At 68.1% G+C, this 23,783-nt stretch carries 24 protein-coding genes and 1 tRNA gene; 19 read left to right on the top strand and 6 right to left on the bottom strand.

The annotated features are described in order from the left end of the window. Positions 1 to 33: 33 nt before the first annotated feature. Both ACRARE_RS09355 and ACRARE_RS09350 read right to left on the bottom strand, forming a co-directional pair. Positions 34 to 948 (bottom strand): methylenetetrahydrofolate reductase, encoded by a 915-nt coding sequence (locus tag ACRARE_RS09355; RefSeq protein WP_432656160.1) that lies wholly within the window; start codon positions 946 to 948, stop codon positions 34 to 36. Positions 949 to 992: 44 nt separating this feature from the next. After that, entirely contained in the window at positions 993 to 1,295 is a 303-nt protein-coding gene (locus tag ACRARE_RS09350; RefSeq protein ID WP_432656159.1) for a virulence factor, read from the bottom strand. 412 nt (positions 1,296 to 1,707) lie between these two features. Between ACRARE_RS09350 and ACRARE_RS09345 the strand changes: the two genes are divergently transcribed. Further along, positions 1,708 to 2,820: a Ppx/GppA phosphatase family protein gene (locus ACRARE_RS09345; protein WP_432656158.1), complete on the top strand. Its 1,113-nt coding sequence runs from the start codon at positions 1,708 to 1,710 to the stop codon at positions 2,818 to 2,820. 160 nt (positions 2,821 to 2,980) lie between these two features. Next, positions 2,981 to 3,751, top strand: a complete 771-nt coding sequence (locus ACRARE_RS09340) for an RlmE family RNA methyltransferase (protein ID WP_432656157.1) — start codon at positions 2,981 to 2,983, stop codon at positions 3,749 to 3,751. Between the two features lie 586 nt (positions 3,752 to 4,337). On the opposite strand, the gene ACRARE_RS09335 is transcribed toward ACRARE_RS09340, so the two are convergent. After that, positions 4,338 to 4,634: a hypothetical protein gene (locus ACRARE_RS09335; protein WP_432656156.1), complete on the bottom strand. Its 297-nt coding sequence runs from the start codon at positions 4,632 to 4,634 to the stop codon at positions 4,338 to 4,340. 214 nt (positions 4,635 to 4,848) lie between these two features. On the opposite strand from ACRARE_RS09335, the gene pdxA reads away from it, so the two are divergent. From pdxA to ACRARE_RS09315, 4 genes are all read left to right on the top strand, one after another. Next, on the top strand, positions 4,849 to 5,844 hold the full coding sequence (pdxA, locus tag ACRARE_RS09330) for a 4-hydroxythreonine-4-phosphate dehydrogenase PdxA (RefSeq protein WP_432656155.1): 996 nt from the start codon (positions 4,849 to 4,851) through the stop codon (positions 5,842 to 5,844). 731 nt (positions 5,845 to 6,575) lie between these two features. Next, the gene (locus ACRARE_RS09325) at positions 6,576 to 7,310 is read left to right on the top strand and encodes a hypothetical protein (protein WP_432656154.1); all 735 of its coding nucleotides are present in this window, start codon (positions 6,576 to 6,578) and stop codon (positions 7,308 to 7,310) included. Position 7,311: 1 nt separating this feature from the next. Next, positions 7,312 to 9,297, top strand: coding sequence for a glycosyltransferase (locus ACRARE_RS09320; RefSeq protein WP_432656153.1), 1,986 nt, complete (start codon positions 7,312 to 7,314; stop codon positions 9,295 to 9,297). A 210-nt stretch (positions 9,298 to 9,507) separates the two neighbouring features. Further along, a complete protein-coding gene (locus ACRARE_RS09315; RefSeq protein ID WP_432656152.1) occupies positions 9,508 to 10,389 on the top strand; it encodes a hypothetical protein in 882 nt (293 codons plus the stop codon). Positions 10,390 to 10,609: 220 nt separating this feature from the next. On the opposite strand, the gene ACRARE_RS09310 is transcribed toward ACRARE_RS09315, so the two are convergent. Further along, positions 10,610 to 10,699: transfer RNA gene (locus ACRARE_RS09310), tRNA-Ser, on the bottom strand. Between the two features lie 313 nt (positions 10,700 to 11,012). Between ACRARE_RS09310 and ACRARE_RS09305 the strand changes: the two genes are divergently transcribed. The 8 genes from ACRARE_RS09305 (at position 11,013) to ACRARE_RS09270 (ending at position 18,332) form a co-directional block, all read left to right on the top strand. Then, positions 11,013 to 11,918 (top strand): DUF2059 domain-containing protein, encoded by a 906-nt coding sequence (locus ACRARE_RS09305; protein WP_432656151.1) that lies wholly within the window; start codon positions 11,013 to 11,015, stop codon positions 11,916 to 11,918. A gap of 3 nt (positions 11,919 to 11,921) precedes the next feature. Then, positions 11,922 to 12,851, top strand: a complete 930-nt coding sequence (locus ACRARE_RS09300; protein WP_432656150.1) for a DUF2059 domain-containing protein — start codon at positions 11,922 to 11,924, stop codon at positions 12,849 to 12,851. Positions 12,852 to 13,123: 272 nt separating this feature from the next. After that, on the top strand, positions 13,124 to 13,759 hold the full coding sequence (locus tag ACRARE_RS09295) for a 50S ribosomal protein L21 (RefSeq protein WP_432656149.1): 636 nt from the start codon (positions 13,124 to 13,126) through the stop codon (positions 13,757 to 13,759). A 27-nt stretch (positions 13,760 to 13,786) separates the two neighbouring features. Continuing rightward, positions 13,787 to 14,056, top strand: coding sequence for a 50S ribosomal protein L27 (gene rpmA, locus ACRARE_RS09290; RefSeq protein ID WP_085889971.1), 270 nt, complete (start codon positions 13,787 to 13,789; stop codon positions 14,054 to 14,056). A 100-nt stretch (positions 14,057 to 14,156) separates the two neighbouring features. Then, the gene (locus ACRARE_RS09285) at positions 14,157 to 14,771 is read left to right on the top strand and encodes a GNAT family N-acetyltransferase (RefSeq protein WP_432656148.1); all 615 of its coding nucleotides are present in this window, start codon (positions 14,157 to 14,159) and stop codon (positions 14,769 to 14,771) included. 49 nt (positions 14,772 to 14,820) lie between these two features. After that, positions 14,821 to 15,870: a GTPase ObgE gene (gene obgE, locus ACRARE_RS09280; protein ID WP_432656147.1), complete on the top strand. Its 1,050-nt coding sequence runs from the start codon at positions 14,821 to 14,823 to the stop codon at positions 15,868 to 15,870. 35 nt (positions 15,871 to 15,905) lie between these two features. Continuing rightward, on the top strand, positions 15,906 to 17,030 hold the full coding sequence (gene proB / locus ACRARE_RS09275) for a glutamate 5-kinase (protein WP_432656249.1): 1,125 nt from the start codon (positions 15,906 to 15,908) through the stop codon (positions 17,028 to 17,030). 36 nt (positions 17,031 to 17,066) lie between these two features. After that, entirely contained in the window at positions 17,067 to 18,332 is a 1,266-nt protein-coding gene (locus ACRARE_RS09270) for a glutamate-5-semialdehyde dehydrogenase (protein WP_432656146.1), read from the top strand. Between the two features lie 63 nt (positions 18,333 to 18,395). Here ACRARE_RS09270 and ACRARE_RS09265 read toward each other — a convergent pair whose 3' ends face one another. Further along, on the bottom strand, positions 18,396 to 19,001 hold the full coding sequence (locus ACRARE_RS09265; protein ID WP_432656145.1) for a histidine phosphotransferase family protein: 606 nt from the start codon (positions 18,999 to 19,001) through the stop codon (positions 18,396 to 18,398). 42 nt (positions 19,002 to 19,043) lie between these two features. Here ACRARE_RS09265 and ACRARE_RS09260 point away from each other — a divergent pair, with 42 nt between their 5' ends. From ACRARE_RS09260 to olsA, 3 genes are all read left to right on the top strand, one after another. Then, positions 19,044 to 19,226: a DUF3553 domain-containing protein gene (locus tag ACRARE_RS09260; protein ID WP_432656144.1), complete on the top strand. Its 183-nt coding sequence runs from the start codon at positions 19,044 to 19,046 to the stop codon at positions 19,224 to 19,226. A 163-nt stretch (positions 19,227 to 19,389) separates the two neighbouring features. After that, positions 19,390 to 20,166: an L-ornithine N(alpha)-acyltransferase gene (gene olsB / locus ACRARE_RS09255; protein WP_432656143.1), complete on the top strand. Its 777-nt coding sequence runs from the start codon at positions 19,390 to 19,392 to the stop codon at positions 20,164 to 20,166. Between the two features lie 3 nt (positions 20,167 to 20,169). Beyond that, on the top strand, positions 20,170 to 21,009 hold the full coding sequence (gene olsA / locus ACRARE_RS09250) for a lyso-ornithine lipid O-acyltransferase (protein WP_432656142.1): 840 nt from the start codon (positions 20,170 to 20,172) through the stop codon (positions 21,007 to 21,009). Between the two features lie 56 nt (positions 21,010 to 21,065). Here olsA and ACRARE_RS09245 read toward each other — a convergent pair whose 3' ends face one another. Then, entirely contained in the window at positions 21,066 to 21,683 is a 618-nt protein-coding gene (locus ACRARE_RS09245) for a thiamine phosphate synthase (protein WP_432656141.1), read from the bottom strand. A gap of 168 nt (positions 21,684 to 21,851) precedes the next feature. Between ACRARE_RS09245 and ACRARE_RS09240 the strand changes: the two genes are divergently transcribed. Together ACRARE_RS09240 and ctaA are read left to right on the top strand one after the other, a co-directional pair. Beyond that, positions 21,852 to 22,586 carry an RNA methyltransferase gene (locus ACRARE_RS09240; protein WP_432656140.1) on the top strand — a complete coding sequence of 245 codons (735 nt, stop codon included), beginning with the start codon at positions 21,852 to 21,854 and terminating at the stop codon, positions 22,584 to 22,586. 60 nt (positions 22,587 to 22,646) lie between these two features. Then, positions 22,647 to 23,783 (top strand): heme A synthase, encoded by a 1,137-nt coding sequence (ctaA, locus tag ACRARE_RS09235; RefSeq protein WP_432656139.1) that lies wholly within the window; start codon positions 22,647 to 22,649, stop codon positions 23,781 to 23,783.

The raw sequence follows: 23,783 nt of genomic DNA, 5'->3' as shown, positions 1-23,783 counted from the left end.
CTGGCCGGGCCGCCGAAACGGCCCGGAAAGAGGTCAGGCCTCGGCCTGGACGGGGGCCTGCTGGCCTGCGCCGTGGCGGGCGGCGAAGTCGGCCGAGGCACGGATGCCGCCCAGCGGGAAGATGTGGATCTGTTCGATCAGCCCCAGGTCGGCGGTGGCCGAGAGATCCGACAGGATCTCGACCGGCTCGTAGGGCAGCATCAGCTTGGTCACGTCCAGCGCGCGCTTTTGCAGCACCTTCAGCGAGGGGCCGACACCGCAGGCCACGGCGAACTTGATCAGGGTCTGCAACTTGGCCGGACCGGCGATGCCCAGGTGGACGGGCAGGGTGATCCCCTCGTCGCGCAGGCGCCGCGACCAGGCCAGCACCGGGGCGGCGTCGAAGGCGAACTGCGTCGCCATGGCCATCTGTGCGTCGGTCCGTTCGGCAAAGGCCTGTTTCCAGCGCAGCGCCTCCATCACCGCGCGGTCCGAGCCGTCGGGGTCGATGTCCAGATTGCCCTCGGGGTGGCCCGCCACATGCAGCCTGGTGAAACCCGCGCGGTCGAAGAGGCCGGTTTCCAGCAGCTGCATGGAACAGTGGAAGTCGCCATGGGGCTTGGCCACGCCACCGGCCAGCAGCAGCGCCTGGGTCACCCCGGCCTCGGCCTGGTAGCGGGCGATCCAGTCTTCCAGCACCCGGGCATCAGCGATGATGCGGGCCGGGAAATGCGGCATGACGTCGAAACCGTCATCGGCCAGACGGGCAGCGGTGGCCACCATCTCGTCAATCGGGGTACCTTCGATATGGGCGATATAGACCCGGGTGCCCGCAGGCAGCAGCGCCTTGAAATCGTCGATCTTGGCGGCGGTGCGGGGCATCACCTCGATCGAATAGCCCGACAGAATGGCGGAGAGATCGCCCGAGGGGCCGGGGGCCTCTTTGCGACGGAAGGGAAGGAGGGCCATGGGCAGCTCCGCATTGGGGGCGGCGCGGCGCCCCGGGGTTGGCATCAGGCGGGCGCGTGGCCGCCGTTGGCGATAAGGGTCTTGAGTCTGTCCTGATCGTATTCGGCGTCGAGCCGGGCGATTGCGTCATCTGCGACCTGTTGTGGATCGCCTTCGACCTCGACCGGCTCGCCCTTGCGCCAGGCGGCCAGATAGGCGTCGGTGCCGGTCAGGCCGGTGGCCATGGCGGCGCGGTCGATGGCCTGCTCGAAGCGTTCGGGCAGGGGCGCCTTGGCGGCGCGGCGGCCGCGCCCGACCAGAACCTGGGCCGGCATGTCGCGCCAGTAGAGGATGGTAAGCTGCGGCATGGGGGCCCTCCCTGTGATCCCTCAACTCTGCCAGAGGCGCGGGGGCGGGCCTGCCGGGGCGCGACCTGCAAGCGCGGGAATGCGACCTCTGCGCCCGCCTGGACGGGTCGGGACCAGGTCGAGGGCGGCGCCTTCGCCCGGTCGGGCCGCAGCCCCGGGGCGGCGCGCCCGGGCGTGCCGCTGTGCGGATCGACCCAAGGGGGCGTGCGCTGAAGCGCGCATCAATGAAATGTGAGCGCTGGCTGTGCGCAAGCGCATAGATGATTGCGGCGCCTTGTTTTTCTGCTGTCCGGCGACGCGCGCGTCCCGGTCCCGACCCCACGGCGTGATCACGGCCGGGTGAGCAAGCATCTTGCGCGCCGGGGGCCAAAGCACTACCTTCATTCTCAACACGATATAGGAGGGCGCAAAGATGGCGCCCAGGCGTCCCAAAGGTGCGGGCGCATTCCCGAAACCGGTCGAAGGCCCCGCATCCAACGCCCCAGACCCGGCGGAGCTCTATGCTGCGCTGGACCTGGGCACAAATAGCTGTCGCATGTTGATCGCCCAGCCCAAGGGTTCTCAATTCCATGTGGTCGACAGTTTTTCGAAATCCGTTCAGCTCGGCTCCGGGCTCGAACGCTCTGGTCGGCTGTCGCGCTCTTCCATGGCGCGCACGGTGCAGGCCATGCGGATCTGCAAGCAGAAGCTTCAGCGCCACAAGGTGACGCATATGCGCCTGGTGGCCACCGAAGCCTGTCGGCGGGCCTGCAATGCGAAGAACTTCATCCACCAGGTGCGGCGGGAAACCGGTCTGAAGCTTGAGATCATAGAGCCCGAGGAAGAGGCCCGTCTGGCGGTCATTTCCTGCGCGCCGCTGGTCTCGACCCGGACCGAGCAACTGCTGGTGGTGGACATCGGCGGCGGCTCGACGGAGCTTGTCTGGATCGACCTGACCTCGGTGCCGCAGCGTGACCGGCCGAAGGCGATCATGCGGCTGCACGCGGGGTTTCACCCGCCCGAAAGCCCGTTCCCGGCCGCCAAGGTGGTGGACTGGATCTCGGTCCCTCTGGGCGTGGCGACCCTGCGCGACCAGTTTCGCGATGTCGAGGATGACAGCGCGCGTTTCGCGCTGATGTCCTGGTTCTTCGAGGAGAGCCTGGCCGAGTTCGCTCCCTACAAGGACGAACAGGCCCGCGAGGGGTTCCAGATCATCGGCACCTCGGGCACCGTCACTACGGTGGCGGCCAGCCATCTGGGGCTGAAGCGCTATGACCGGACCAAGGTGGACGGGCTGCGCATGACCAGCGACCAGATCGACCGGGTGATCCGCGGCTATCTGGAGGCTGGCCCCGAGGGGCGCCGGCGCGATCCGCGCATCGGTCAGGACCGGCAGGCGCTGATCATGTCGGGGGCCGCGATCTTGCAGGCGCTGCTGCGCTGCTGGCCCACAGACCGGCTGAGCGTGGCCGACCGGGGCCTGCGCGAGGGGCTGCTCTATGCCCAGATGAGCGCCGATGGCGTGCTGGAGGACGGGCCTTTCTGAGGCCCTGGTGACCAAGGCCGAAACCGCCCCCTTTGACAGCGGGGCGGTTTTGCTATTCTAAGCGGAACTTCCCTGCGAAGGGGGAAGGGGGGCGCTGCCCCCCGTCGCGGCAGGCCGCGATTCCCCCCGGGATATTTTTGGCAATGAGAAGAGGTGGGCCGTGGCCAAGAAACCGACCGGCAAGAATACATCGGGGCGTGGCCAGCGGGATCTGACCGTGAAGGTGAAGACCGCGCGCGGCCGCAAGCTGTCGTCGACCCGCTGGTTGCAGCGGCAGCTGAACGACCCTTATGTGGCGCGGGCCCGGGCCGAAGGCTATCGCGGCCGCGCCGCCTTCAAGATCATGGAGCTGGATGACAAGTTCCGCTTTCTCGTGCCCGGCGCGCGGGTGGTCGATCTGGGCTGTGCCCCCGGTGGCTGGATCCAGGTGGCGGTGCCGCGGGTCAATGCCCTGGGCGAGAAGCGCGGCAAGGCCGTGGGCACGATCCTGGGCGTCGATCTGCAAGAGGTCGACCCGATCCCCGGCGCCGAGATCCATCAGCTGGATTTCATGAGCGACGGGGCCGATGACCAGGTGAAGGAATGGCTGGGCGGCGAGGCCGATGTGGTGATGTCGGACATGGCCGCCGCCTCGTCCGGGCACAAGCAGACCGACCACCTGCGGATCATCGCGCTGTGCGAGGCCGCCGCCTATCTGGCCTTCGACGTGCTGGCCCCCGGCGGGACCTTCGTGGCCAAGGTGCTGGCGGGCGGCGCCGAGGGGGATTTGCAGCAGCTCTTGAAGCGCAAGTTCACCAAGGTCCATCACATGAAGCCGCCCTCGTCGCGGTCCGACAGTTCCGAGAAATTCGTCGTGGCCACCGGGTATCGGGGCGGCGCGCCGGTGGAGGCGGAGGCGGACGAAGACCCCGAGGCCGGCCCGCTGGGGTGATCTTCGGCGGACGGGCGCAGTGCCTTGGCCCTTGCGCCCGGCCGGGCGGGGGCCGACTGGTTCGGGTTTTCCGGCTTTTGCCCCTCGACTAGTCCTTCAGGTTTCGCGCCTTTTCTTGAGCCTTGAGCCTTGAGCCTTGAGCCTTGAGCCTTGAGCCTTGAGCCTTGAGCCTTGAGCCTTGAGCCTTGAGCCTTGAGCCTTGAGCCTTGAGCCTTGAGCCTTGAGCTTCCGAGTTTCTGGCGCCAGCTCCTTGTCCAGGGGGACGCGCGGTTAGGTCCCGATTGCCCGCTTTGGACCCTGGGGGCGCCTGTCTGTCTCAGCCACTCAGGGCGCCGCCGGATCCCCGGAGAATGCAGCTCGTGCCCCACGAACTCCATTTCGTCTCACTTCGTACAGATCCCCGTCCGTTGTCTCCCCCCCCTGTCCGCCTTGGAAATGGTTATCTGCACAGGGACATGGAGGAAAGGATCCCACAGCACGCGGGTGCAGTTGGATGACTGACCCGATGGTGCGCATCACCCGTGGTTCAGCGCTCTTTGCGAGGAGGTGTCTTTGCCACGACCTCCGGGATGGGAGAGCTCCCGGTTCAGCCCCGCAGCAGCCAGCGCAAGAGCCTGCGGCTCTTGTCGCCCCTGTCGGTCGGGCGCGCCATCTGCGCGCGCAAAAAGTCGGAGACCGCCGTCACCTCGGGCGCGTCGGCGGGGCGGCTTGCGGGCGGTGCGCCCTGTTCGCGCAGCAGGTCGAACAGCTGCGCGCGCCCGGCGTGCAGGGGGTTGGTCGCGCTCTCTGACCCTTCGGGTCCAAGCGGCGCCCCAGCCCCGGACGTTGCGTCTGGACCCCGGCCCATATCGTCATCGTCTTGCGATCCCGTGTCGGGCATCATCGGCCCCTTTCCTTCATCGGGACCAAGCCTAGCCTGCCCGGATCCGGCGCCCAGGGAAAAGCATGGGGCATTTCGTTCAAATGCCCTGGATCCGCCGGTGCCGGGTCGGCTGGTCCGCACGGGCTTTTGCCCTTTTCGCTGGCGGGCAGCGCGGTATGCTCCGCCCCGAAGCCCCCCGGCGGCAGGGCGTCGCCCGGGACGGAAGGAGCGGATCATGACACCATTGGCCATCACCCTGGGCGACCCGGCAGGGATCGGCCCTGAAATTGCGCTGAAGGCCCTGGCCGAGGCCGGGACCGAGGCGGGCGTCCTGCTGGGGCAACGCGCGGTGGCCGCGCGGGGGCTGACCCTGCTGGGGGGCGACTGGAATCTGCAAACCGTCGCCGACCCTTCGGAGCTGCTCGAGAGCCCGCGCGCCCTGCGCCTGATCGAGACCGGCGCGCCAGATGCCGCGCCCGCGCCCTATGGCGCGATATCGGCGGCGGCGGGCCAGGCGGCCTATGACGCGATCCGCGCGGGCATTGATCTGTGTCTGGCGGGCCGCGCCTCGGGCCTGGTCACCGCGCCGATCCACAAAGAGGCGCTGGCCGCCGCCGGGGTGCCCTTCCCGGGTCATACCGAAATGCTGGCCCATCACGCGGGCGGGGTCGAGGTGGCCATGATGCTGGCCAATGCCGAGATCCGCACGGTGCTGGTGACCATCCATGTCTCCTTGCGTGACGCCGTGGCCCTGGCAGATTACGACGCCAACCTGCGGGCCATTCGCCTGGCCCATGAGGGCTGCCGCGCCTTCGGCATCGCCCACCCGCGGATCGCCGTGGCGGGGCTGAACCCCCATGCGGGCGAGGGGGGCCTTTTCGGGCGCGAAGAGATCGAGGTGATCGCCCCCGCCATCGCCGCCGCCCGCGCCGAGGGGATCGAGGTCAGCGGCCCCTGGCCCGGCGACACGATCTTTATGCAGGCCCGCAAGGGGCAGTTCGACGTGGTGGTGGCGCAGTACCACGATCAGGGGCTGATTCCGGTGAAATACATGGGTCTGGAAGAGGGGGTGAACATCACCCTCGGCCTGCCCTTCGTGCGCAGCTCGCCCGACCACGGCACGGCCTTTGACATCGCCGGAACCGGCAAGGCCGATCCTCGGTCGATGTCCCTGGCCCTGACCCAGGCCCTTCAGATGGCCCGCGCCCGCGTGGAAGGGGCGGCAGGTTAGGTCTGGTTGTTTGTCTCGGCCCTCGGGCGCGTGGCCTCGCGCAAGACGGGCAGCGCCCAGGCTTCAGAGTCACCTCGCCCCTCGGGCACGCGTGGCCCTTGCGGATGCTTGGCCCTAGAGGTTTCGTCTTTGGGGGATCCGAACAGGGTTTCGATGGGCGTTGCGGGCAACCTGTCCCGTTCGCGGTTGCACGAGACCTGTGGTGCCCATGTCCTCGGCTTCCCTTGCGATCTCGCGCCGCTTTGGTCCCTTCCTTCTGAAGGTTGAGGCCGGAATAAATCGTCGCTATGCGCGCGTCTATGCCACTACGCTTGGACTGTGGGCGTCGGTACTCGACAAGGCCGTCGGTGATCGAACTATCGACGCCTGTTTTGCAAAGTTGAACCTGAAATATGCAGAAGGGATTTTGCAGAACGCCATTTGCAACGTTGGTTTGCAAATTCCGTATTTGCATATTTCAGAACACCGGATTCCCGCGATCCCTTCTCAGGTCTCAGGTCTCAGGTCTCAGGTCTCAGGTCTCAGGTCTCAGGTCTCAGGTCTCAGGTCTCAGGTCTCAGGTCTCAGGGCGCTTTGTCGCAGCCTCTGCGCTGCATTGCCTTGCTGAGGGCCGATCTCACTTAACTGCGCCTTAACCCTCCTGTGCCGAGATGACCGCAGGCACGGCTTGGGCCATCCGGGCGCAAGTTGGTCGTCCCCCGGGCGGGGACGCAGATCCGGTGGAGGACGGGATGAACATAGAGACGAGCCTGGGGCGCATCCGCACCCAGTTGAGCGGGATGGAACGAATGACCCGGATCCTGCGCGCCGAGATCGAAAGCCAGATCGGGGGCTTCGACCCGGCCGCCCTGGACCAGGAGACAGAGGTGCCCAATGGGCTGGCCAGTCTCTTCCGCGAGGCTGCGCCGCACAGCCCCCAGGCCGCTGATCCCTACACCCATTTCGCCCCGGGCGTCTGGATCGGCCTCGACCAGGAAACCGGCGATACCGGCGCCACCGTGGCGCTGAAGGCGCAGCGCCGTCCCACCCCCGGTGGCGAGGCCCGGGGCGTCGCCCGGCTCAGCGTGAACCCGGTCTTTCCCCTGGCGCGCAAACCGCGCTGGGTCACGCTGGAGACCGATATTTCGGTCGCGGCGCTGAAAACCGCCCAGGCCCTGCGCATCGAATGCATCGCCTTTTTCCAGATCGGCCCGGGCAATTCGGCCGAGTTCCCCCGCAGTGTAACCCTGAACCTGCGCCTGCACCGGCCGGGCGGCAAGACCAGCGACCACCTGAACCTGCGCCTGCCGGTTTCGACCATGCCCTTTGATCATGCCGCCCGCGTCTCGGCCGCCACCCTGGCCGAGATCGAGCTGAGCGATGTCACCGAGGCCACGGTGATCCTGGAGCTGCCCCTGGCGGGCACCTACACGCTGCATCTGGATCATTTCGCCGTTGTGGCGCTGAACGGCGCGGGTGAGGGCTGAGATGCGGATCCTCTATGTCTCGCGCGAAACGCCCCTGGCGCCGGCGGGCGGGATCGCCACCTATCTGGAGTATATGGTCCCCGCGATGGAGGCGGCGGGCCATGAGGTCTTCCTCTTCTCCTGGACCGAGGCCGAGACGCCTGCGCGTCCCCTGCGCCACGCGCCCTTTCGCGCCGACCGGGTGCATATCGAGGCGATCGACCCGCGCGAGCTGTGGCGTATCTGTCCGGTGCCCGCCCACAACCTTTTTGTCGCTTCCTGGATGTCGGACCGCATCGCCGAAAAGGTGCGCGACTGGCAGATCGACGTTGTCGAGGCGACCGATTTCCTGGCCCCCTGTCTGACCGCCTATCAGGCGTTGCAGGCGCGGCAGGGCGCCAGCGACCGTCTTTTCGTCACCTATAACCACGGATTCATCGAGGATTTCTTCGAGGCCGACCAACTGCCGCTGCCCGATGCGGCGCGGCTGAACAACCTGTGCGAACGCCAGCAGGCGCGCGGCTCTGACCTGGTGATTGCCCCCTCGCTGGCCGCAGCGGCGCGGTTGCAAAGCTATGGCATTTCCGACCGGGTCGAGGTGGTGCGCGAACCCTATATCTTCCGTCAGCAGACCGACCCCTGGCCGGGGCTGCGCGACGAGATCCAGTATATGGGCCGCCTGGCGATCTCGAAGGGGATCGACAAGCTGATCTACCTGGCCAACCTGCTGCATGACGTCCATCCCCTGCGCCAGATCCGCCTGGTGGGCCGGGTGGTCGACACCCCCTTCCGCCAAAGCGACATGCGCAGCTATATCCGCGCCCGTCTGCGCCCCGAGCTGCGCGATGCGGTCTTCTTCAGCGACTACCTGCCGCGCGCCCGAGCCCTCGACCTGCTGGAACCGGGGGCGATCTGCCCGCAGCTGGGCTCGGCCGAAACCTTTTCCTACGCCTGTATCGAGAGCATCGACGCCGGGCTTTTGCCGGTGGTGCGCGACGGCACGCCCATGGCGGAATTCTTCCCCGAAGATCTGTTGCACCATGTGCTGGACCCGCGGATGCGCTCGGTTCGGGGCCTGCAACGACAGATGGAGCGGATGCTGGCCGAGGCGGGCGAGATCTCGGCCCGGCTGCGCGCCCATGGGGCCGAGACCCTGGCGCCCGACAAGGTGGCCGAGCAGATGGGCCGCAGCTATGACCGCGCCTTGCAGGCCAAGCGCGGGCGCACCCTTTATGCCGCGCCGCGCCGCCGGGCGACGCGCGGCGATCTGACGGTGCTGATCCCCGCCTACAACCCGGATGCCGAGTTTTTCGAGACCGTCGACAGCCTGGCCTGGCAACAGGGCGGCCCGCCCCGGGTGCTGATCTGCGACGACGGCAGTCCCGAGGCCGCGCGCCCCTGGTTCGACTATGCCCGCGCCCTGCTGCCCGAGGCGCGCGTCCTGCGCCAGCCCAATGGCGGGCTGCTGGCGGCGCGCAATACGCTGATCGAGGCCTGCGAGACCGAGTTGGCGCTTTTCCTCGACACCGACGACCTGCTGGCCCCCGACCTGCTGGATCATCTGCTTCAGGCCTGGAACGAACATCCCGCGCGCCCCGATGCGGTGATTCCGCAGCGGCGCAACTTCGGCGAAAGCGCGGAACTGGTGCTGGCGCATCTCTTGGGCGATCACCTGCATCTGCTGGAAAACGACTATCGGATGACCGCGCTTCTGCCTGTGCAGGTGCTGCGCGACATCGGGTTCGACGCCACCCGGCGCAATGGCGAGGGCGACGACTGGGCCTTCTGGCTGGAGTTCACCGCGCGGGGATTGCGTGGCGCGCTGCTGCCCGAACAGGGGTTCTTCTACCGCTTCCGCAAGGGCTCGATGTCCTGGCCCTGGTCGAAGGGGCAGAACGCAGGCAGCCGCCGCATGGTGCGCGACGCGGCGATCGAGATGTGCCGCCAGGATCCGCGTCAGGCGGTAACCCTGGCGCGGGCGCTCTACGCGGCCGGGGTGCGGCCATGAGGGGCGGGTGTTCACAGCGGGGCCCGGATGACAGGTGGCCCGGATGACATGCGGAGGGACGACAGGATGACTGGAGGAGAGAGACGGGCGGCCCCGAAGTGCGCGCCCAGGCAGGTGAGCCCTTGCGCCGAAAGGCGCGCCGATCCGGTGGCCTTCGCGCCTCCGCCTGGTCCTGGTCAGGGGCGGCGCCCGGTGGCCGGTGGCGGCGGCGTGGCAGGAGTGGCCGCCGCGACCCGGCCCGCCGCCCCCAAGCCGCAGCCCGGGCCCGAGGCCGAGGGGCAGGCAGGTCCGCGCGCGGCTGGCTCGGATCTGGTCTTCATCGTCGGGCGCCAGCGCAGCGGCACCACCGTTTTCCGCAACCTGCTGGTGCGGGCCGGCGCCATGAATGCCGATGAGATCTTTCACGGCGACCTGGCCCCGCGCCACCGCTTCTACGCCTTCCTGCGCGACCGCATCGCCGAGGATCCCCGGTTCGTGCATCCGCAGACCCACCCGACCGTCTTTCGCCAGTTCATCGCCGCGCTGCGCGCCGAGGCGGCGGGGCGGGTGATCGCGCTGGATGTGAAATACTTCGGCCTGAACCTGATCCCCGCGCGCGAGGATGTGGATGCCCGCGCCCCCTTCCTGATGCGCTTCATGCGCGAGGAGGGGGCGCATGTGGTACATATCATACGGCGCAACAAGCTGCGGGTGCATGTGTCGGAGCAGATCTCCATCGCCACCGGGCGCTGGTCGGCCGAGAAGGATCATCAGCTTGTGGCCGAGAAACCCCGGCTGGACCTGGACCCCGACGAGGTGCTGGCGGTGATCGAACGGCTAGAGCGTCAGGACCGCCGCGTGGCGCAGATGCTGGCGGCGGGGCCGGGGGCCGTGCCGTTGACCTATGAAGAGATGTTCACCCCCGAGGGGATGTTCGCCGCCCCGGTGGCCGAACTGGGCCAGCGCATCATGGCGCCTGCGCCGGTGGATCCGCGCCCGGGCAATCTGAAGATGAACCCAGAGCCCCTGTCGGCGCTGATCGGCAATTTCGACGTGGTGGCGCGCGCCCTGCGCGGCGGGCCGCATGAATGGATGCTGGACGGCCCGGGCTAGGCCAGGGCAGGGCGCGGGGCTTTGTGGGCGGCGGCGAGGGCCGCGCCCTCGGCCAAAGGCGCCGCCAGGCGACGGTCAGGCCGGAAGGGGGCAGACCCAAAGGCGCCAGATCGAAAGAGGCCAGCCCGAAAGGGGCACATCAAAAGCGATCAGAACGAAAAACGCCCCGGGCCCATCAGAGCCACCGGGGCGTTATTTGCGCGCTATCCTAGAAGGATAGTGGCGGAGAGACAGGGATTCGAACCCTGGGTGGGCTTGCACCCACAACGGTTTTCGAGACCGCCCCGTTCGACCACTCCGGCACCTCTCCGCGGGGGTCGTGGAGGGCCGTCTAAAGAGAAATGGCGGAGGGTTCAAGAGGGGTTTCACCTCTCTGCGACAGAAATGTCATCTGACCCCGCCCGAGGGGGCCGCCACCGCCGCCGCGAGACGCGGGCGCCGGGCGCGCGCTGTCTCATCGGGGCGCGGGGGCGTTCCAATAGGGGCGGCCCCCGGGGCACTCACCCGGGCCTTTGGGCAAAGCTTCGCCTGACAAGCCGCGCGCGCGGACGTGACCGCCATGGCCCTTGAAATCTGCGCGGGCAGGGCGCCATTCTGGAAGCAGAGACATGAGGAGTAACCGGATGACCTATCCCCACCCCGATCCCGCCACTGCCGCCCCGCGCGCCCGGCGCCGGGCGCTGGCCCTGCCGGATCCGCGTCCGCTGCTGCTGAGCGCCCTGCTGGCGCTGGCCCTGGTGGCGAGCCTGGCGCTGCCCGGTCGGGCGGCCAGCCGCGAGGAAGTGCGCGATTTCCTCAAGGTGACGGGATTCGACGCGGCCATCGATTCGATCTCGCTGTCGGCCGATCGCGGCCCGGCGATGCTGGGCCTCGACGACCCGGGTTTTGTCACCGTGTGGAACGTCATGGCCAAGCGGGTCTTCGACCGGGCCACGATGCAGGACATGGCCGCCGCCATGCTGGAGGAAACCCTGGACGAGGCGGCGATCCGCTCGGCCCACGACTTTTACGGTTCCGATCTGGGGCAGCGCCTGGTCGAGGTGGAAAACGCCTCGCATCTGGATGAGGACGAGGGGCGCGCCGATCTGGCCTCGGCCCTGCTGGCCCATCTGATCGAGGAACGCGACGTGGCGCGGCTGTCGGCACTGGACCGGCTGGTGTCGGCGCTGGATGATACCTCTGACGGGGTGATGGCCATGGCCGAGGTGCAAAGCCGCTTCATGATCGCCGCCCGCAATGCCGGGGTGATCGAGCTGCGCGTCGGCGATGACGCCCTGCGCGACCTGATCGCCGAACAGTTCCGCCAGATGCAGGCCGACAGCGGCAGCCAGGACGGGGTGGCCAATGCCGCCTGGACCTACCGCGACTTCACCACCGAAGAGATCGACCGCTACGCCGAGGCGCTGGAGGATCCGGGGATGCAGCGGGTCTACGAACTGATGAATGCGGTGCAATACGAGGTGATGGCGGACCGGTTCGAGACCGCCGCCAGCCTGCTGGTCGGGGCGCAGCCCAGCCAGGAGCTTTGAGCGATGCGGGCGGGCGCCCCCCTGGTCCCGCTGCTGTCGGCCCCGCTGCTGCTGGCCCCGGTGGCCCTCGCGCTGTGGCCGGTGGCGGCGGCGGCCGGGCCGGGGCTGCCGCCCGCGTTGCCCCCGGGCCCTGTCGCGCCGCTGGCGTCAGAGGAGATCGCCCAGCCCGGCTGGGCCGAGGCCGACCGCATCTTTGACCTGATGGGCCTGCCGCGCCTGGTCCAGACGATGCGCATCGAGGGCCTGGCGATGAGCGCGCAGCTGGCCGAGGACTACCTGGCCCCCGCCGCCGCCCCCGCCTTTCACGACATGGCCGCCCGGATCTACGACACCCCCCGGATGGAGCGGGTGATGCGCCGCGCCTTCGCCCGGCACCTGTGCCAGGCCGCGCCCTGGCAGCTGGAACATCTGCTGGCCTTCTACGACAGCCCGGCCGCGCAGCGCATCGTCACCGCCGAACTGGCCGCCCGCCGCGCCTTCCTGGATGCCGAGGTGGAAGAGGCCGCCGCCCGCGCCGCCGAGATCGCCCGGGTGCAGAACCCGACCCTGTCGGAGGCGGTCGACCGCTATGTCGCGGCCGCCGACCTGGTCGAGATGAACCTGGGCGGGATGCTGACGGCGAATTACCACTTTTACCTGGGCCTGGTCGACGGCGGCGCCTTCGTGCTGAGCGAGGACGAGATGCTGGCCGATGTCTGGCAGCAGGAAGACAGCGCCCGGCTGGAGATCGAGTTGTGGCTGCGTGCCTTCCTGACCCGGGCCTATCGCGATCTGCCCGAGGCCGAACTGGCCGACTACCTGACCCTGATCCAGAGCGCCGAGGGCCAGCGCCTGAACGCGGCCCTGTTCGAGGCCTACGGGGTGCTCTATAACGACCTCTACCATGCGCTCGGGCGGGGCGTCTCGACCCTGCTCAGCGGCGAGGACCTGTAACCGCCCTCGGGGCGGAGGCGGTCGGGCCGGTCAAAAGCCCTGATTTCCTTGCCTCGCCACGCCTGCGGGCTTGACAAGGCGATCGCTTGCCTCGATATAGCGCCCATCCCGGCGGGCCTGCGTGCTTCGCCGGGCGTTTCAATTTCGCCCAAGAGAGGGCGCGCAGTTCGAAGGCGAGCGGGCAGGGGCCTGGTCACAACACCCGACAGGATGCCGCCGCAAGGCCGGGATCGCAGGGGGCCGCAGGACGCGTCAGAAAGAAGGAAGAGCATATGTTTGCGGTTCTGAAAACCGGCGGCAAGCAATACAAGGTCCAGTCCGGCGACCTGCTGCGCGTCGAAAAGCTGGCGGCTGATGCCGGCGAGAAAATCCAATTCAACGACGTTCTGATGCTGGGTGGCGAAACCGTCACCGTTGGCGCGCCCTTCGTGGCTGGCGCCGCCGTCCAGGCCGAGGTCATCGACCAGGTCAAGGGCGACAAGGTCATCAACTTCGTCAAGCGCCGCCGGAAGCACTCTTCCAAGCGCACCAAGGGTCACCGTCAGCAACTGACCCTGCTGAAGATCACCGAGATCCTGGCCGAAGGCGCAGACAAGTCCGGTGTCAAGGCTGCCGTTGGCGCGGGCTCGATCGCCGGTGTCGCCGCTGCTGCCGCTCCGGCCGCCAAGGCCGAGAAGAAAGCCGCCGCGCCCAAGGCCGCTGCCGCTGAAGGTGCCGACGACCTGAAAAAGCTGTCCGGCGTTGGCCCGGCGCTGGAGAAGAAACTGCTGGCCGCAGGCATCACCTCCTTCGCCCAGATCGCTGCCTGGACCGAAGCCGACATCGAGAAGTTCGACGAAGAGCTGTCCTTCAAGGGCCGCATCCAGCGTGAAGGCTGGGTCGATCAAGCCAAGGAACTGGCCCAGTAAGGGCCCCGTTAACAGGAGACACGCAAGATGGCACACAAGAAAGCTGGCGGCTCTTCCCGCAACGGTCGCGATTCCGCAGGCCGCCGCCTCGGGATCAAGAAATTCGGCGGCGAAGCCGTTCTGGCCGGTAACATCATCGCACGTCAGCGCGGCACCAAATGGTACCCCGGTGAAGGCGTCGGCATGGGCAAGGATCACACGATCTTCGCCACCGTCGAAGGCGCCGTGAAGTTCCACAAGGGCCTGAAGGGCCGGACCTTCATTTCGGTTATGCCAGTGGCCGAGGCCGCCGAGTAAGCCGACTGCCCTCGCGACAGACAAAAAGGGGATCGGCAGACAGCCGGTCCCCTTTGCCGTTTCGGTGGTGAAGGGGCCAGACCCCGAGAGGAGCACCCCCATGGACGACGCAGACATCAAGGATCCGTTGAAATCGCGCAGCGGCGCGATGATCGCCGAGGCGGCCCGCAAGGCCACCGGCGAGGCGCCCGGTTTCGACCTGCCGGTGATCCCCGCGCGGGGCATGGTCCTGCGTCCGCTCAGCTATGCCGATGCGGGGATGATCGAGTTTTACGCCAGCGATGCGCGGGTGGCACAGATGACCACCTCGATCCCGCATCCGCTGCCGCCGGGCACCACCGACAGTTTCGTCGCCCGGGCCTTGAAACCCAGCCCGCGTGAGGTGATCTGGGCCATGGATGCCTCCGCCGAGGGCGGGGCCGAGTTCAAGGGCGTGATCAGCCTGAAGCGGATGGATGGCGGGCAAAGCGAAATCGGCTATTGGGTGGCGCCCAGCTGGTGGAACGGCAATGCCGCCTCGGCCGCGGTCGAGGCCCTGGTCGAGGCCAACCCCTTGAACGACCGGACCTATTTCGCCACGGTCTTTCAGGACAATCCCGGTGCGGCCCGCGTGCTGACCAAGACCGGGTTCGAATATGTAGGCGACGCCGAGGCCTTCTCGGTGGCGCGCGGGGCCAAGGTTGCGACCTGGACCTATATCAGAAAACTCGATTGAGCCGCCGTCGCCTCTGAGATAGAGCGACCTTTGCGGCAGGGAAAGAAACATGAAATTCCTCGATCTCGCAAAGGTCTACATTCGCTCGGGCGCAGGCGGGAACGGGTGCGTCTCGTTCCGGCGCGAGAAGTTCATCGAATACGGCGGCCCCGATGGAGGCAACGGCGGCCGGGGCGGCTCGGTCATTGCCGAGGCGGTCGAGGGGCTGAATACCCTGATCGACTTCCGCTATCAGCAGCATTTCTTCGCGCAGAACGGGCAGGGCGGCATGGGTCGTCTGTCGACCGGGCGTGATGGCAATGACATCATCCTGCGGGTGCCCGTGGGCACCGAGATCCTGGAAGACGACGAAGAGACGGTGATCGCCGACCTGACCGAGGTCGGCCAGCGCGTGGTGCTGGCCAAGGGCGGCAACGGCGGCTTTGGCAACGCGCATTTCAAGACCTCGACCAACCAGGCGCCGCGCCGCGCCAACCCCGGCCAGGACGCGGTCGAGCGCACCATCTGGCTGCGGCTGAAGCTGATCGCCGACGTGGGTCTGCTGGGTTTGCCCAATGCGGGCAAGTCCACCTTCCTGGCCGCCACCTCGAACGCCCGGCCCAAGGTGGCCGATTACCCCTTCACCACGCTGCACCCCAACCTGGGCGTCGTGGGCGTGGACGGGGTGGAATTCGTGGTGGCCGACATCCCCGGCCTGATCGAGGGCGCCAGCGAGGGCCGCGGCCTGGGCGATCTGTTCCTGGGCCATGTGGAACGCTGTGCCGTGCTGCTGCATCTGATCGACGCCACCGCCAATGAGGTGGCCGAGGATTACCAGACCATCGTCACCGAGATCGAGGCCTACGGCGAGGGCCTGGCCGACAAGCCCCGGATTACCGTGCTGAACAAGGTCGATGCCCTGGATGACGAGCTGCGCGAGATGCAGCGCGAATTCCTGGCCGAGGTTACCGGCGGGCCGGTGATGTTCATGTCCGGCGCCACCGGCGAGGGCGTGACCGAAGTGCTGCGCGCCCTGCGCGCCCAGATCGACGAAGACCGCCTGCGCCGCAAGAAGGACGAGGGCGGCGAAGATGAGGAGGATGCGGCGTGGCATCCCTGACCGAAAGCGACGCTGGCGTGGCGGCGGGCGCGGGCCTGTCGGCCTCGCTGGCGGGCACCCGGCGCCTGGTGGTGAAGATCGGCTCGGCCCTGCTGGTCGATGCGGTCACCGGCGAGCTGAAGGCGCATTGGCTGCAATCGCTTTGCGATGACGTGGCAGCGCTGAAGGCGGGGGGCACCGAAGTGGTGCTGGTCTCGTCCGGCTCTATCGCGCTTGGCCGCGGGGTGCTGGGGCTGGGCCTGGGCGCGCTGGCGCTGGAACAGGCCCAGGCCGCCGCCGCCGTGGGCCAGATCGGCCTGGCCGCCGCCTATGACCACGGGCTGAAATCCCACGGGATCACCGTGGCCCAGGTTCTGGTGACCCTGGAAGACAGCGCCAACCGCCGCCGCTACCTGAACTCGCGCAACACGCTGGAAACCCTGCTGGGATTCGGCGCCGTGCCCATCGTGAACGAGAACGACACGGTGGCCACCGACGAGATCCGCTATGGCGACAACGACCGTCTGGCGGCCCAGGTGGCCGTCACCGTGGGCGCAGACCGGCTGGTGCTTCTGTCGGATGTGGATGGCCTTTACACCGCCAATCCCAACGAGGATGAGACCGCCCGCCGCTTCGACGTGGTCGAGCGCATCACGCCCGAGATTGAGGCGATGGCGGGGGATGCGGGATCGGGCCTGTCGAAGGGCGGCATGAAGACCAAGCTGATGGCGGCCAAGACCGCCACCGGCGCGGGCTGTGCCATGGCCATCACCCTGGGCTCGCGGATGAACCCGCTGGCGCGGCTGGCCGAGGGCGCCAGCGCCACCTGGTTCACCGCCGAGGGCGACCCGGCCCATGCCCGCAAGGGCTGGATCGGGTCGATGAAACCCCAGGGGCGGATCCTGGTGGACGCGGGCGCGTTGCGCGCCCTGGAAAAGGGTCGGTCCCTGCTGCCTGCGGGTGTCACCGGCGTGGAGGGCAGTTTCGGCCGGGGTGAACCGGTCGAAATCCTGGGCCCAGGCGGGGTGTTCCTGGGCCAGGGCCTGACCCGCTATACCGCGGCAGAGGCCCGCGCGCTGGCCGGTCACCAAAGCCAGGAGATCGAAGAGATCCTGGGCTATCCGGGCCGCGCCGCCCTGGTCCATCGCGACGACATGACCTTGTTTGCACGGGCAGGCTGAGACGCGCGCGCCGCGCCGCCGCCCAAGGAGGATGGGATGAACGACACCCTGACGATCGAAGAAGTGATGACCGGCATCGGCCGCGCTGCCAAGGCCGCCGCCGCCGAGCTGGCCTTTGCCCCCGCCGAGGCCAAGGCCAAGGCGCTGGAGGCCGCCGCCGACGCGGTCTGGGCCGCCCGCGCCGAGATCATCGCCGCCAATGGCGAAGACCTGAAATACGGCACCGAAAAGGGGCTGACACCCGCCCTGATGGACCGGCTGACCCTGGACGAGGCCCGCATCAAGGGCATCGTCGACAGCCTGCGCGCCATTGCCGCCCAGACCGATCCGGTGGGCCAGGTGATCGCCGAATGGGAACAGCCCTCGGGGCTGAAGATCCGCCGGGTGCGCACGCCCCTCGGCGTCATCGGCGTGATCTACGAAAGCCGCCCCAATGTGACGGCAGATGCGGGCGCGCTTTGCCTCAAGGCCGGCAATGCGGTGATCCTGCGCGGCGGCTCGGAAAGCTTTCACAGCTCGCGCGCCATCCATGCCTGCCTGCTGGAGGGGCTGCGCGCCGCCGGTCTGCCCGAGGCCGCCATCCAGCTGGTGCCGACCCGCGACCGCGCGGCGGTGACCCAGATGCTGACCGCCACCGATTATATTGACGTGATCGTGCCCCGGGGCGGCAAGGGTCTGGTCGGCCTGGTGCAGCGCGAGGCGCGGGTGCCGGTCTTTGCCCACCTGGAAGGCATCGTGCATATCTACATCGACAAGGCCGCCGATCCGCAAAAGGCGCTGGATGTGGTGCTGAACGCCAAGACCCGGCGCACCGGCATCTGCGGCGCCGTGGAATGCCTGCTGATCCACCGTGACGTGGTCGACACCATCGGGCAGGGCGTGCTGCGCGCGCTGGCCGACAAGGGGGTCGAGGTGCGCGGCGACGAGACCCTGTCGAAGATCCCCGGCATCGGTCAGGCGGCCGAGGACGACTGGGGGCGCGAATACCTCGACAGCATCGTCGCCGCCCGCGTGGTGGCCGATGTGGACGAGGCCATCGCCTATATCCGCGACCATTCCTCCAGCCATACCGAAGGGGTGATCACCGAGGACGCGGAGGTGGCCGAGCGCTTCTTCCAGCGGGTCGACAGTGCCATCCTGATGTGGAACGCCTCGACCCAGTTCGCCGATGGTGGCGAGTTCGGCATGGGCGCCGAGATCGGCATCGCCACCGGCAAGATGCACGCGCGTGGCCCCGTGGGGGCCGAGCAGCTGACCTCGTTCAAATACCTGGTGACCGGCAACGGCACCGTGCGCGGCTGATCGCGGCAGGCAAGAGACATCGGAAAGGGCCTCGCCACGGCGGGGCCCTGTTGCGTGGGGGGCTCAGAACCGCAGGGTCAGGCTATCGTCGTTTCCGATCACCTGGATCTGCCCGTGACGTTCGGCCACCAGGGCGGGCAGCAGGGCGAACTGCACATGGGCGGGCATCACCGCCTCGGTGCCCGCGCCACGGGCCAGGATCTGCCACAGCTCGGGGTCGGGTCGGGCGCTGGTGCCGGGCCCCGACACCTCCCAGCCGCCAGGGTCGTCATCGGGCCGGGTGACAGAGATCACGCCGCCCTGGGGCATGGCGCTTTCCAGACAGAGCAGGGCCAGGAAGACCTCCTGGATCGCGGTGCGCCGGAAGTCCCCCGTGGGGGTCCAGTCATAGGTGATCCGCCCCCCCTGGCTCAGGTCATCCAGGATCGCTGCCACCTCCTTGCGGCCAATGCGCTGACCCTCGCCCGCCAGGCCAAAGGCGATGCGCATGAAGCGGATCTTGGCCGAGGCCGCCGAGACCGAGTCGGAAATCAGCCCCATCTCGGGGCCCTGCACCGCGCCTTCCAGCGACAGCAGTTCCAGCCCGTTCTGGATCGCGCCGACCGGGGAAATCAGGTCGTGGCAGATACGCGACCCTATCAGCGAGGCGAGAAGATGCGTAGATTGCACGGTGAATGACCCCTTACCCTGAACGTCGAAAGCCCCGCCGCCATGTCCGATCTGAACGCCCTGCTGGAACCTGGCATGTTCGTGCGCCACCCGATGCACCCCGACTGGGGCACGGGTCAGGTCCAGTCCAACATCGCCGGCCGGATCACGGTGAACTTCCCCGAGGCCGGCAAGATCGTCATCGACGGGTCCAGAATCGACTTGATTCCGGTCTTCGACCACTGAAACCGTGGAATGGTATACGGAAGGTTAACGCGGCCCCTTTGCGCGCGGAAAGCCCAAAGCGCTACGTGCCCGGCGCTTGCCTGTGGCCCGGCTCTTGCCTACAACGCCGCAAGGTCGGGGGCCTTCCTGGCCGCCGAATGACCGCAGGACCAGACCGCAGCCCATGACGCAGACCGCCGCCCCGCAGTTCGAAACCCGCCTGGCCGCGACGGAAGAGGATCTGCGCGCCGCACAGCACCTGCGCTATCAGGTCTTCGTGGCCGAACTGGGCGGGGGCGGCGCGCTGGTCGATCATGACGCCCAGCTGGAGCGGGACCGTTTCGATCCGCATTTCGATCACCTGCTGCTGCTGGATCACGCCCGCCCGGGCGACCTGCGCGACAAGGTGGTGGGGGTCTACCGCCTGCTGACCGATGCTGCTGCCGCCGAGATCGGCCAGTTCTATTCCGCCGATGAATACGACCTGTCCAAGCTGACCGGCTCGGGGCGCAAGTTGCTGGAACTGGGCCGGTCCTGCCTGCATCCCGACTATCGCGGCGGGGCGGGGATGATGCATCTTTGGGCTGCCCTGGCCGATTACGTCACCGCGCGCGGGATCGAGGTGCTGTTCGGCGTGGCCTCGTTCCATGGCACCGATGTGGCCGCCCTGGCCGAGCCGCTGTCGGTGCTGCACGCTCGCCACCTGGCCCCCGAGGCGCTGCGCGTGCGCGCCCGCGACGAGGCCTTCCAGCGGATGGACCTGATCCCCGAGGCCGCGCTGGACCGCGTCGCGGCCATGCGCGCCGTGCCCGCGCTGATCAAGGGCTATCTGAAGCTGGGCGGTTTCGTGGGCGAGGGGGCCTTTGTCGATCACGCCTTCAATACCGTGGACGTCTGCCTGGTGCTGGACACCGCCCTGCTGAACGAAAAGCAAAGCCACCTGTTCCGGCGCGAGGGCTGAGGCATGACCACCACCTGGGACTCGACCGAGCCGCCCGCGCCGCCGCCGCCCTTCGACACCCGCGCCAAGCTGCGCGCGGCGCGGCGCATCCTGCCGCTGGCACTGTTCCTGATCCTCTGCCTGGTCTTGCTGCTGCTGGTGCGGCTGATCGAGGCGCCCCTTTGCGGCGCCCGCCGTCCGGTCTCGCCGGTCTTCCAGGGTCTGGTCTGCCGCGCCTTCTTCCGCCTGTCGGGGATCGGGCTGAAGATCACCGGCACCCCCATGCGCCACGCGGGGGCGCTGGTGGCGAACCATTCCAGCTGGCTCGACATCTTCAGCCTGTCGGCGGCGGCGCCGGTCTTTTTCGTCTCGAAGGCCGAGGTGCGCAGCTGGCCCGGCATCGGCCCTCTGGCCCGCGCCACCGGCACCGTTTTCATCAACCGCAAGCGCGGTGAGGCCCGGGCCCAGCAAGAGATGTTCCTGGAACGGCTGCGCGCCGGGCAGCGGTTGCTGTTCTTCCCCGAGGGCACCTCGACCGATGGCAAGCGGGTACTGCCCTTCAAGACGACGCTCTTTGCCGCCTTCTTCGCGCCAGAGCTGCGCGATCTGACCCATATCCAGCCGGTCAGCGTGCTGTACCGTGCGCCTGAGGGGGCCGAGCCGCGCTTTTACGGGTGGTGGGGCGATATGGAGTTTGGCGCCCATTTCCTGAAGGTCTTTGGCGCCCGGCGTCAGGGCGGGGTCGAGGTGATCTATCACCCGCCGCTGGCGGTCAGTGATTTCCCCGACCGCAAGGCCCTGGCCGCCGAATGCGAAGCCCGGGTGCGCGGCGGGATGCCCTGGGACTGGCAGAAAAACAGCTGAGCGAAACGAAAAGAGCGGGCCCATGGCCCGCTCTGCTGGTCTGTCTGTGGCGAAGGTCAGAACCGGTCGGTCAGGGCCTTCAGCGCCACCAGGGCGTCGGCCTCGCGCCAGATCTCTTCGCCGATGCCGAAGAAATCTGTGACGGGCGACAGCTTGGCCACCACCTCGGGGGTCAGGCCGCCCTCGGCCACCACCGGCACCTCGATCATCTGCGACCACCATTCGAAGACCTCGAAATCCACGGTCTCGCCATCGGCCAGGGCGGTGAGGCCTGCGGGGCCGAAAGACACGTAATCGCTGCCCGCTTCGCCCGCGTTCATGCCCTCGTGCCGCGAGGCGCCGCAGAAGGCGCCGACGATGGCATCGGCGCCAAGCGCCTTGCGCGCTTTGCGGACAGACCGCGCGCCGTCGTCCAGATGCACCCCGTCCAGCCCCAGCCGGTCGGCCAGCACGATATGGCGGTCGATCACCAGCGCCACATCGCGCGGCGTGGTCACCTCGCGCAGGGCATCGGCGGCGCGGCAGATGCGGTCTTCGTCATGGCTGGCCAGCGCCAGACGGACGCAGGCCACCTCTTGCGCATCCAGCACGGCGGCCAGGCGCTCGGGGAATTCCATCAGGTCGAATTCCGGGGGGGAGATCAGATAGATCTGCGGCTGCTCTTCCTGGGACATCGGGGCCTCTCACGTTTCGCGCCGATATAGCGTGCCACCGGCGCTGGTGCAAAGGGATTGCGTGGGGCGCGCGTCCCCTGGCCCCCAAACCCTGTGCCCCCTTGCCCCGGCCTCGACAGGAGGGCGCGGCGCGGGTAGAGGGGGCCTGTCTTTCAAGGAGCCTGACCCATGTCGCAACCCGCTTTCGTGCTTGTCCGCCCCCAGATGGGGGAAAACATCGGCGGGGCCGCGCGGGCGATGTGGAACTTCGGCCTCGACCGGATGCGCCTGGTCAGTCCGCGCGACGGCTGGCCCAACCCGCGCGCCGTGGCCCTGGCCTCTGGCGCCGGGCGCCTGCTGGACGAGGCGCAGCTGTGCGAGACCACCGCCGATGCCCTGGCCGACTGTTCCTACGTCTTTGCCACCACGGCGCGGGCGCGCGGCCTGACCAAGCCGGTGGTGACCCCCGAACGGGCCATGGAAATGGCGCGCGAAAAGATCGCGGGCGGCGAGAAGGTGGCGGTGCTTTTCGGCCCGGAACGCGCGGGCCTGGAAAATGACGACATCGCCCGGGCCAATGCGATCATCAACGTCCCCGTGAACCCCGAGTTCGCCTCTCTCAACCTGGCGCAATGCGTGCTGCTGACCGCCTATGAATGGCGCCGCCAGGCGGTCGAGGTCGAGGCGGAACGGATGGAGATGGCCGGCGCCGACTGGGCCAGCCATGTAGAGATCGAGAAGCTGGCCGATCATTACGAGGGCCGGTTGGACGAGGCGGGTTTCTTCTTCCCCGAGACCAAGGCCGAGGGGATGAAGATGGTGCTGCGCAACTTCTGGTCGCGGATGCCCCTGACCCGCTCCGATGTGCAGATGATGCATGGCATCCTGCGGCAAATGGTGCGCTGGAAGGAACGCGGCGACTGACTTGCCCCCCGGGGGCGGCGCGACTAGGGTCCGCGGGCAATTGAAGCCAGCGAGGGTCGCATGAGCGGGAAACGCAGCATTTTCGAAGAGGTGGGCAGCGACGACGCGCGCCCCGAGATCCGCACGGGCGGGGTTGACGCCGGGCGGCGCGGATCGCGCAAGGGCCTGCGCGTCTGGCTGATCCTGCTGTTCCTGATGGTGGTGGCGATGATCGCCCTGGGCGGGCTGACCCGCCTGACCGACAGCGGGCTGTCGATCACCCAGTGGAAACCCCTGTCGGGCGCGCTGCCGCCGATGACCGAGGCCGACTGGCAGGCCGAGTTCGCCCTCTATCAGCAGATCCCGCAGTTTACCCAGATGAACCACTGGATGGAGCTGGCGGACTTCAAGCAGATCTACTGGTGGGAATGGTCGCACCGTCAGCTGGGCCGCGCCATCGGCCTGGTCTGGGCCGTGGGCTTCCTGGGCTTCTGGATCTCGGGGCGGATGCCCACGGGCTGGGTGAAGCGCTCGCTGCTGATCGGCGCCCTGGGCGGGGCCCAGGGGGCGATCGGCTGGTGGATGGTGGCCTCTGGCCTGGGCGAGGGGATGCTGAGCGTTGCCTCCTACCGGCTGGCGGTGCACCTCGGGCTGGCCTTTGCCATTCTGGGCACCATCGCCTGGTATGTTTTCCTGCTGGGCCGTGAGGAACGCGACCTGATGCAGGCCCGCCGGATGCGCGAGGGCAAACAGTTCAGCCTGGCCACCGGCTGGATGCATTTCGCCTTCCTGCAAATCCTGCTGGGCGCGCTGGTGGCGGGGATCGACGCGGGCCGGTCCTTTACCGACTGGCCGACCATGGGCGGGCAGTTCTTCCCGCCCTATGCCTTCGACATCACCCCCGCCTGGCGCAACTTCCTGGAAAACCCCGGGCTGGTGCAGTTCATCCACCGCATGTCGGGCTATCTGCTGCTGATCTTCGGCACCGTCGCCTTCCTGCGCGGCCGCCGCAGCGCCAACCCGGCGACGCGCCGGGCCTTCACGGCGGCCTATATCGCCCTCTGGGGGCAGATCGCCCTGGGCGTGGCCGCGGTGATGACCGCCGCGCATCTGCATGTGGCGATCACCCACCAGATCGTCGCGGTGCTGTTCTGGGTGCTGATCCTGCGCGCCCGCTTCGCCGCCGCCTATCCCGTTGCCACCAGTATCCGAGGCTGA

The sequence above is a fragment of the Pseudooceanicola aquaeponti genome (assembly GCF_050897975.1).
Taxonomy (GTDB): domain Bacteria; phylum Pseudomonadota; class Alphaproteobacteria; order Rhodobacterales; family Rhodobacteraceae; genus Pseudooceanicola.
Note: the sequence above shows the minus strand (reverse complement) of the source record. Positions and strands in the feature narration are given on the sequence as shown.

Bases quoted from the DNA above. Each gene is read 5' to 3' on its own strand.
- ACRARE_RS09355 (WP_432656160.1), bottom strand. From the start codon at position 948: ATGGCCCTCCTTCCCTTCCGTCGCAAAGAGGCCCCCGGCCCCTCGGGC.
- ACRARE_RS09350 (WP_432656159.1), bottom strand. From the start codon at position 1,295: ATGCCGCAGCTTACCATCCTCTACTGGCGCGACATGCCGGCCCAGGTT.
- ACRARE_RS09345 (WP_432656158.1), top strand. From the start codon at position 1,708: ATGGCGCCCAGGCGTCCCAAAGGTGCGGGCGCATTCCCGAAACCGGTC.
- ACRARE_RS09335 (WP_432656156.1), bottom strand. From the start codon at position 4,634: ATGATGCCCGACACGGGATCGCAAGACGATGACGATATGGGCCGGGGT.
- pdxA (WP_432656155.1), top strand. From the start codon at position 4,849: ATGACACCATTGGCCATCACCCTGGGCGACCCGGCAGGGATCGGCCCT.
- ACRARE_RS09325 (WP_432656154.1), top strand. From the start codon at position 6,576: ATGAACATAGAGACGAGCCTGGGGCGCATCCGCACCCAGTTGAGCGGG.
- ACRARE_RS09320 (WP_432656153.1), top strand. From the start codon at position 7,312: ATGCGGATCCTCTATGTCTCGCGCGAAACGCCCCTGGCGCCGGCGGGC.
- ACRARE_RS09305 (WP_432656151.1), top strand. From the start codon at position 11,013: ATGACCTATCCCCACCCCGATCCCGCCACTGCCGCCCCGCGCGCCCGG.
- ACRARE_RS09300 (WP_432656150.1), top strand. From the start codon at position 11,922: ATGCGGGCGGGCGCCCCCCTGGTCCCGCTGCTGTCGGCCCCGCTGCTG.
- ACRARE_RS09295 (WP_432656149.1), top strand. From the start codon at position 13,124: ATGTTTGCGGTTCTGAAAACCGGCGGCAAGCAATACAAGGTCCAGTCC.
- rpmA (WP_085889971.1), top strand. From the start codon at position 13,787: ATGGCACACAAGAAAGCTGGCGGCTCTTCCCGCAACGGTCGCGATTCC.
- ACRARE_RS09285 (WP_432656148.1), top strand. From the start codon at position 14,157: ATGGACGACGCAGACATCAAGGATCCGTTGAAATCGCGCAGCGGCGCG.
- obgE (WP_432656147.1), top strand. From the start codon at position 14,821: ATGAAATTCCTCGATCTCGCAAAGGTCTACATTCGCTCGGGCGCAGGC.
- ACRARE_RS09270 (WP_432656146.1), top strand. From the start codon at position 17,067: ATGAACGACACCCTGACGATCGAAGAAGTGATGACCGGCATCGGCCGC.
- ACRARE_RS09260 (WP_432656144.1), top strand. From the start codon at position 19,044: ATGTCCGATCTGAACGCCCTGCTGGAACCTGGCATGTTCGTGCGCCAC.
- olsB (WP_432656143.1), top strand. From the start codon at position 19,390: ATGACGCAGACCGCCGCCCCGCAGTTCGAAACCCGCCTGGCCGCGACG.
- olsA (WP_432656142.1), top strand. From the start codon at position 20,170: ATGACCACCACCTGGGACTCGACCGAGCCGCCCGCGCCGCCGCCGCCC.
- ACRARE_RS09245 (WP_432656141.1), bottom strand. From the start codon at position 21,683: ATGTCCCAGGAAGAGCAGCCGCAGATCTATCTGATCTCCCCCCCGGAA.
- ACRARE_RS09240 (WP_432656140.1), top strand. From the start codon at position 21,852: ATGTCGCAACCCGCTTTCGTGCTTGTCCGCCCCCAGATGGGGGAAAAC.
- ctaA (WP_432656139.1), top strand. From the start codon at position 22,647: ATGAGCGGGAAACGCAGCATTTTCGAAGAGGTGGGCAGCGACGACGCG.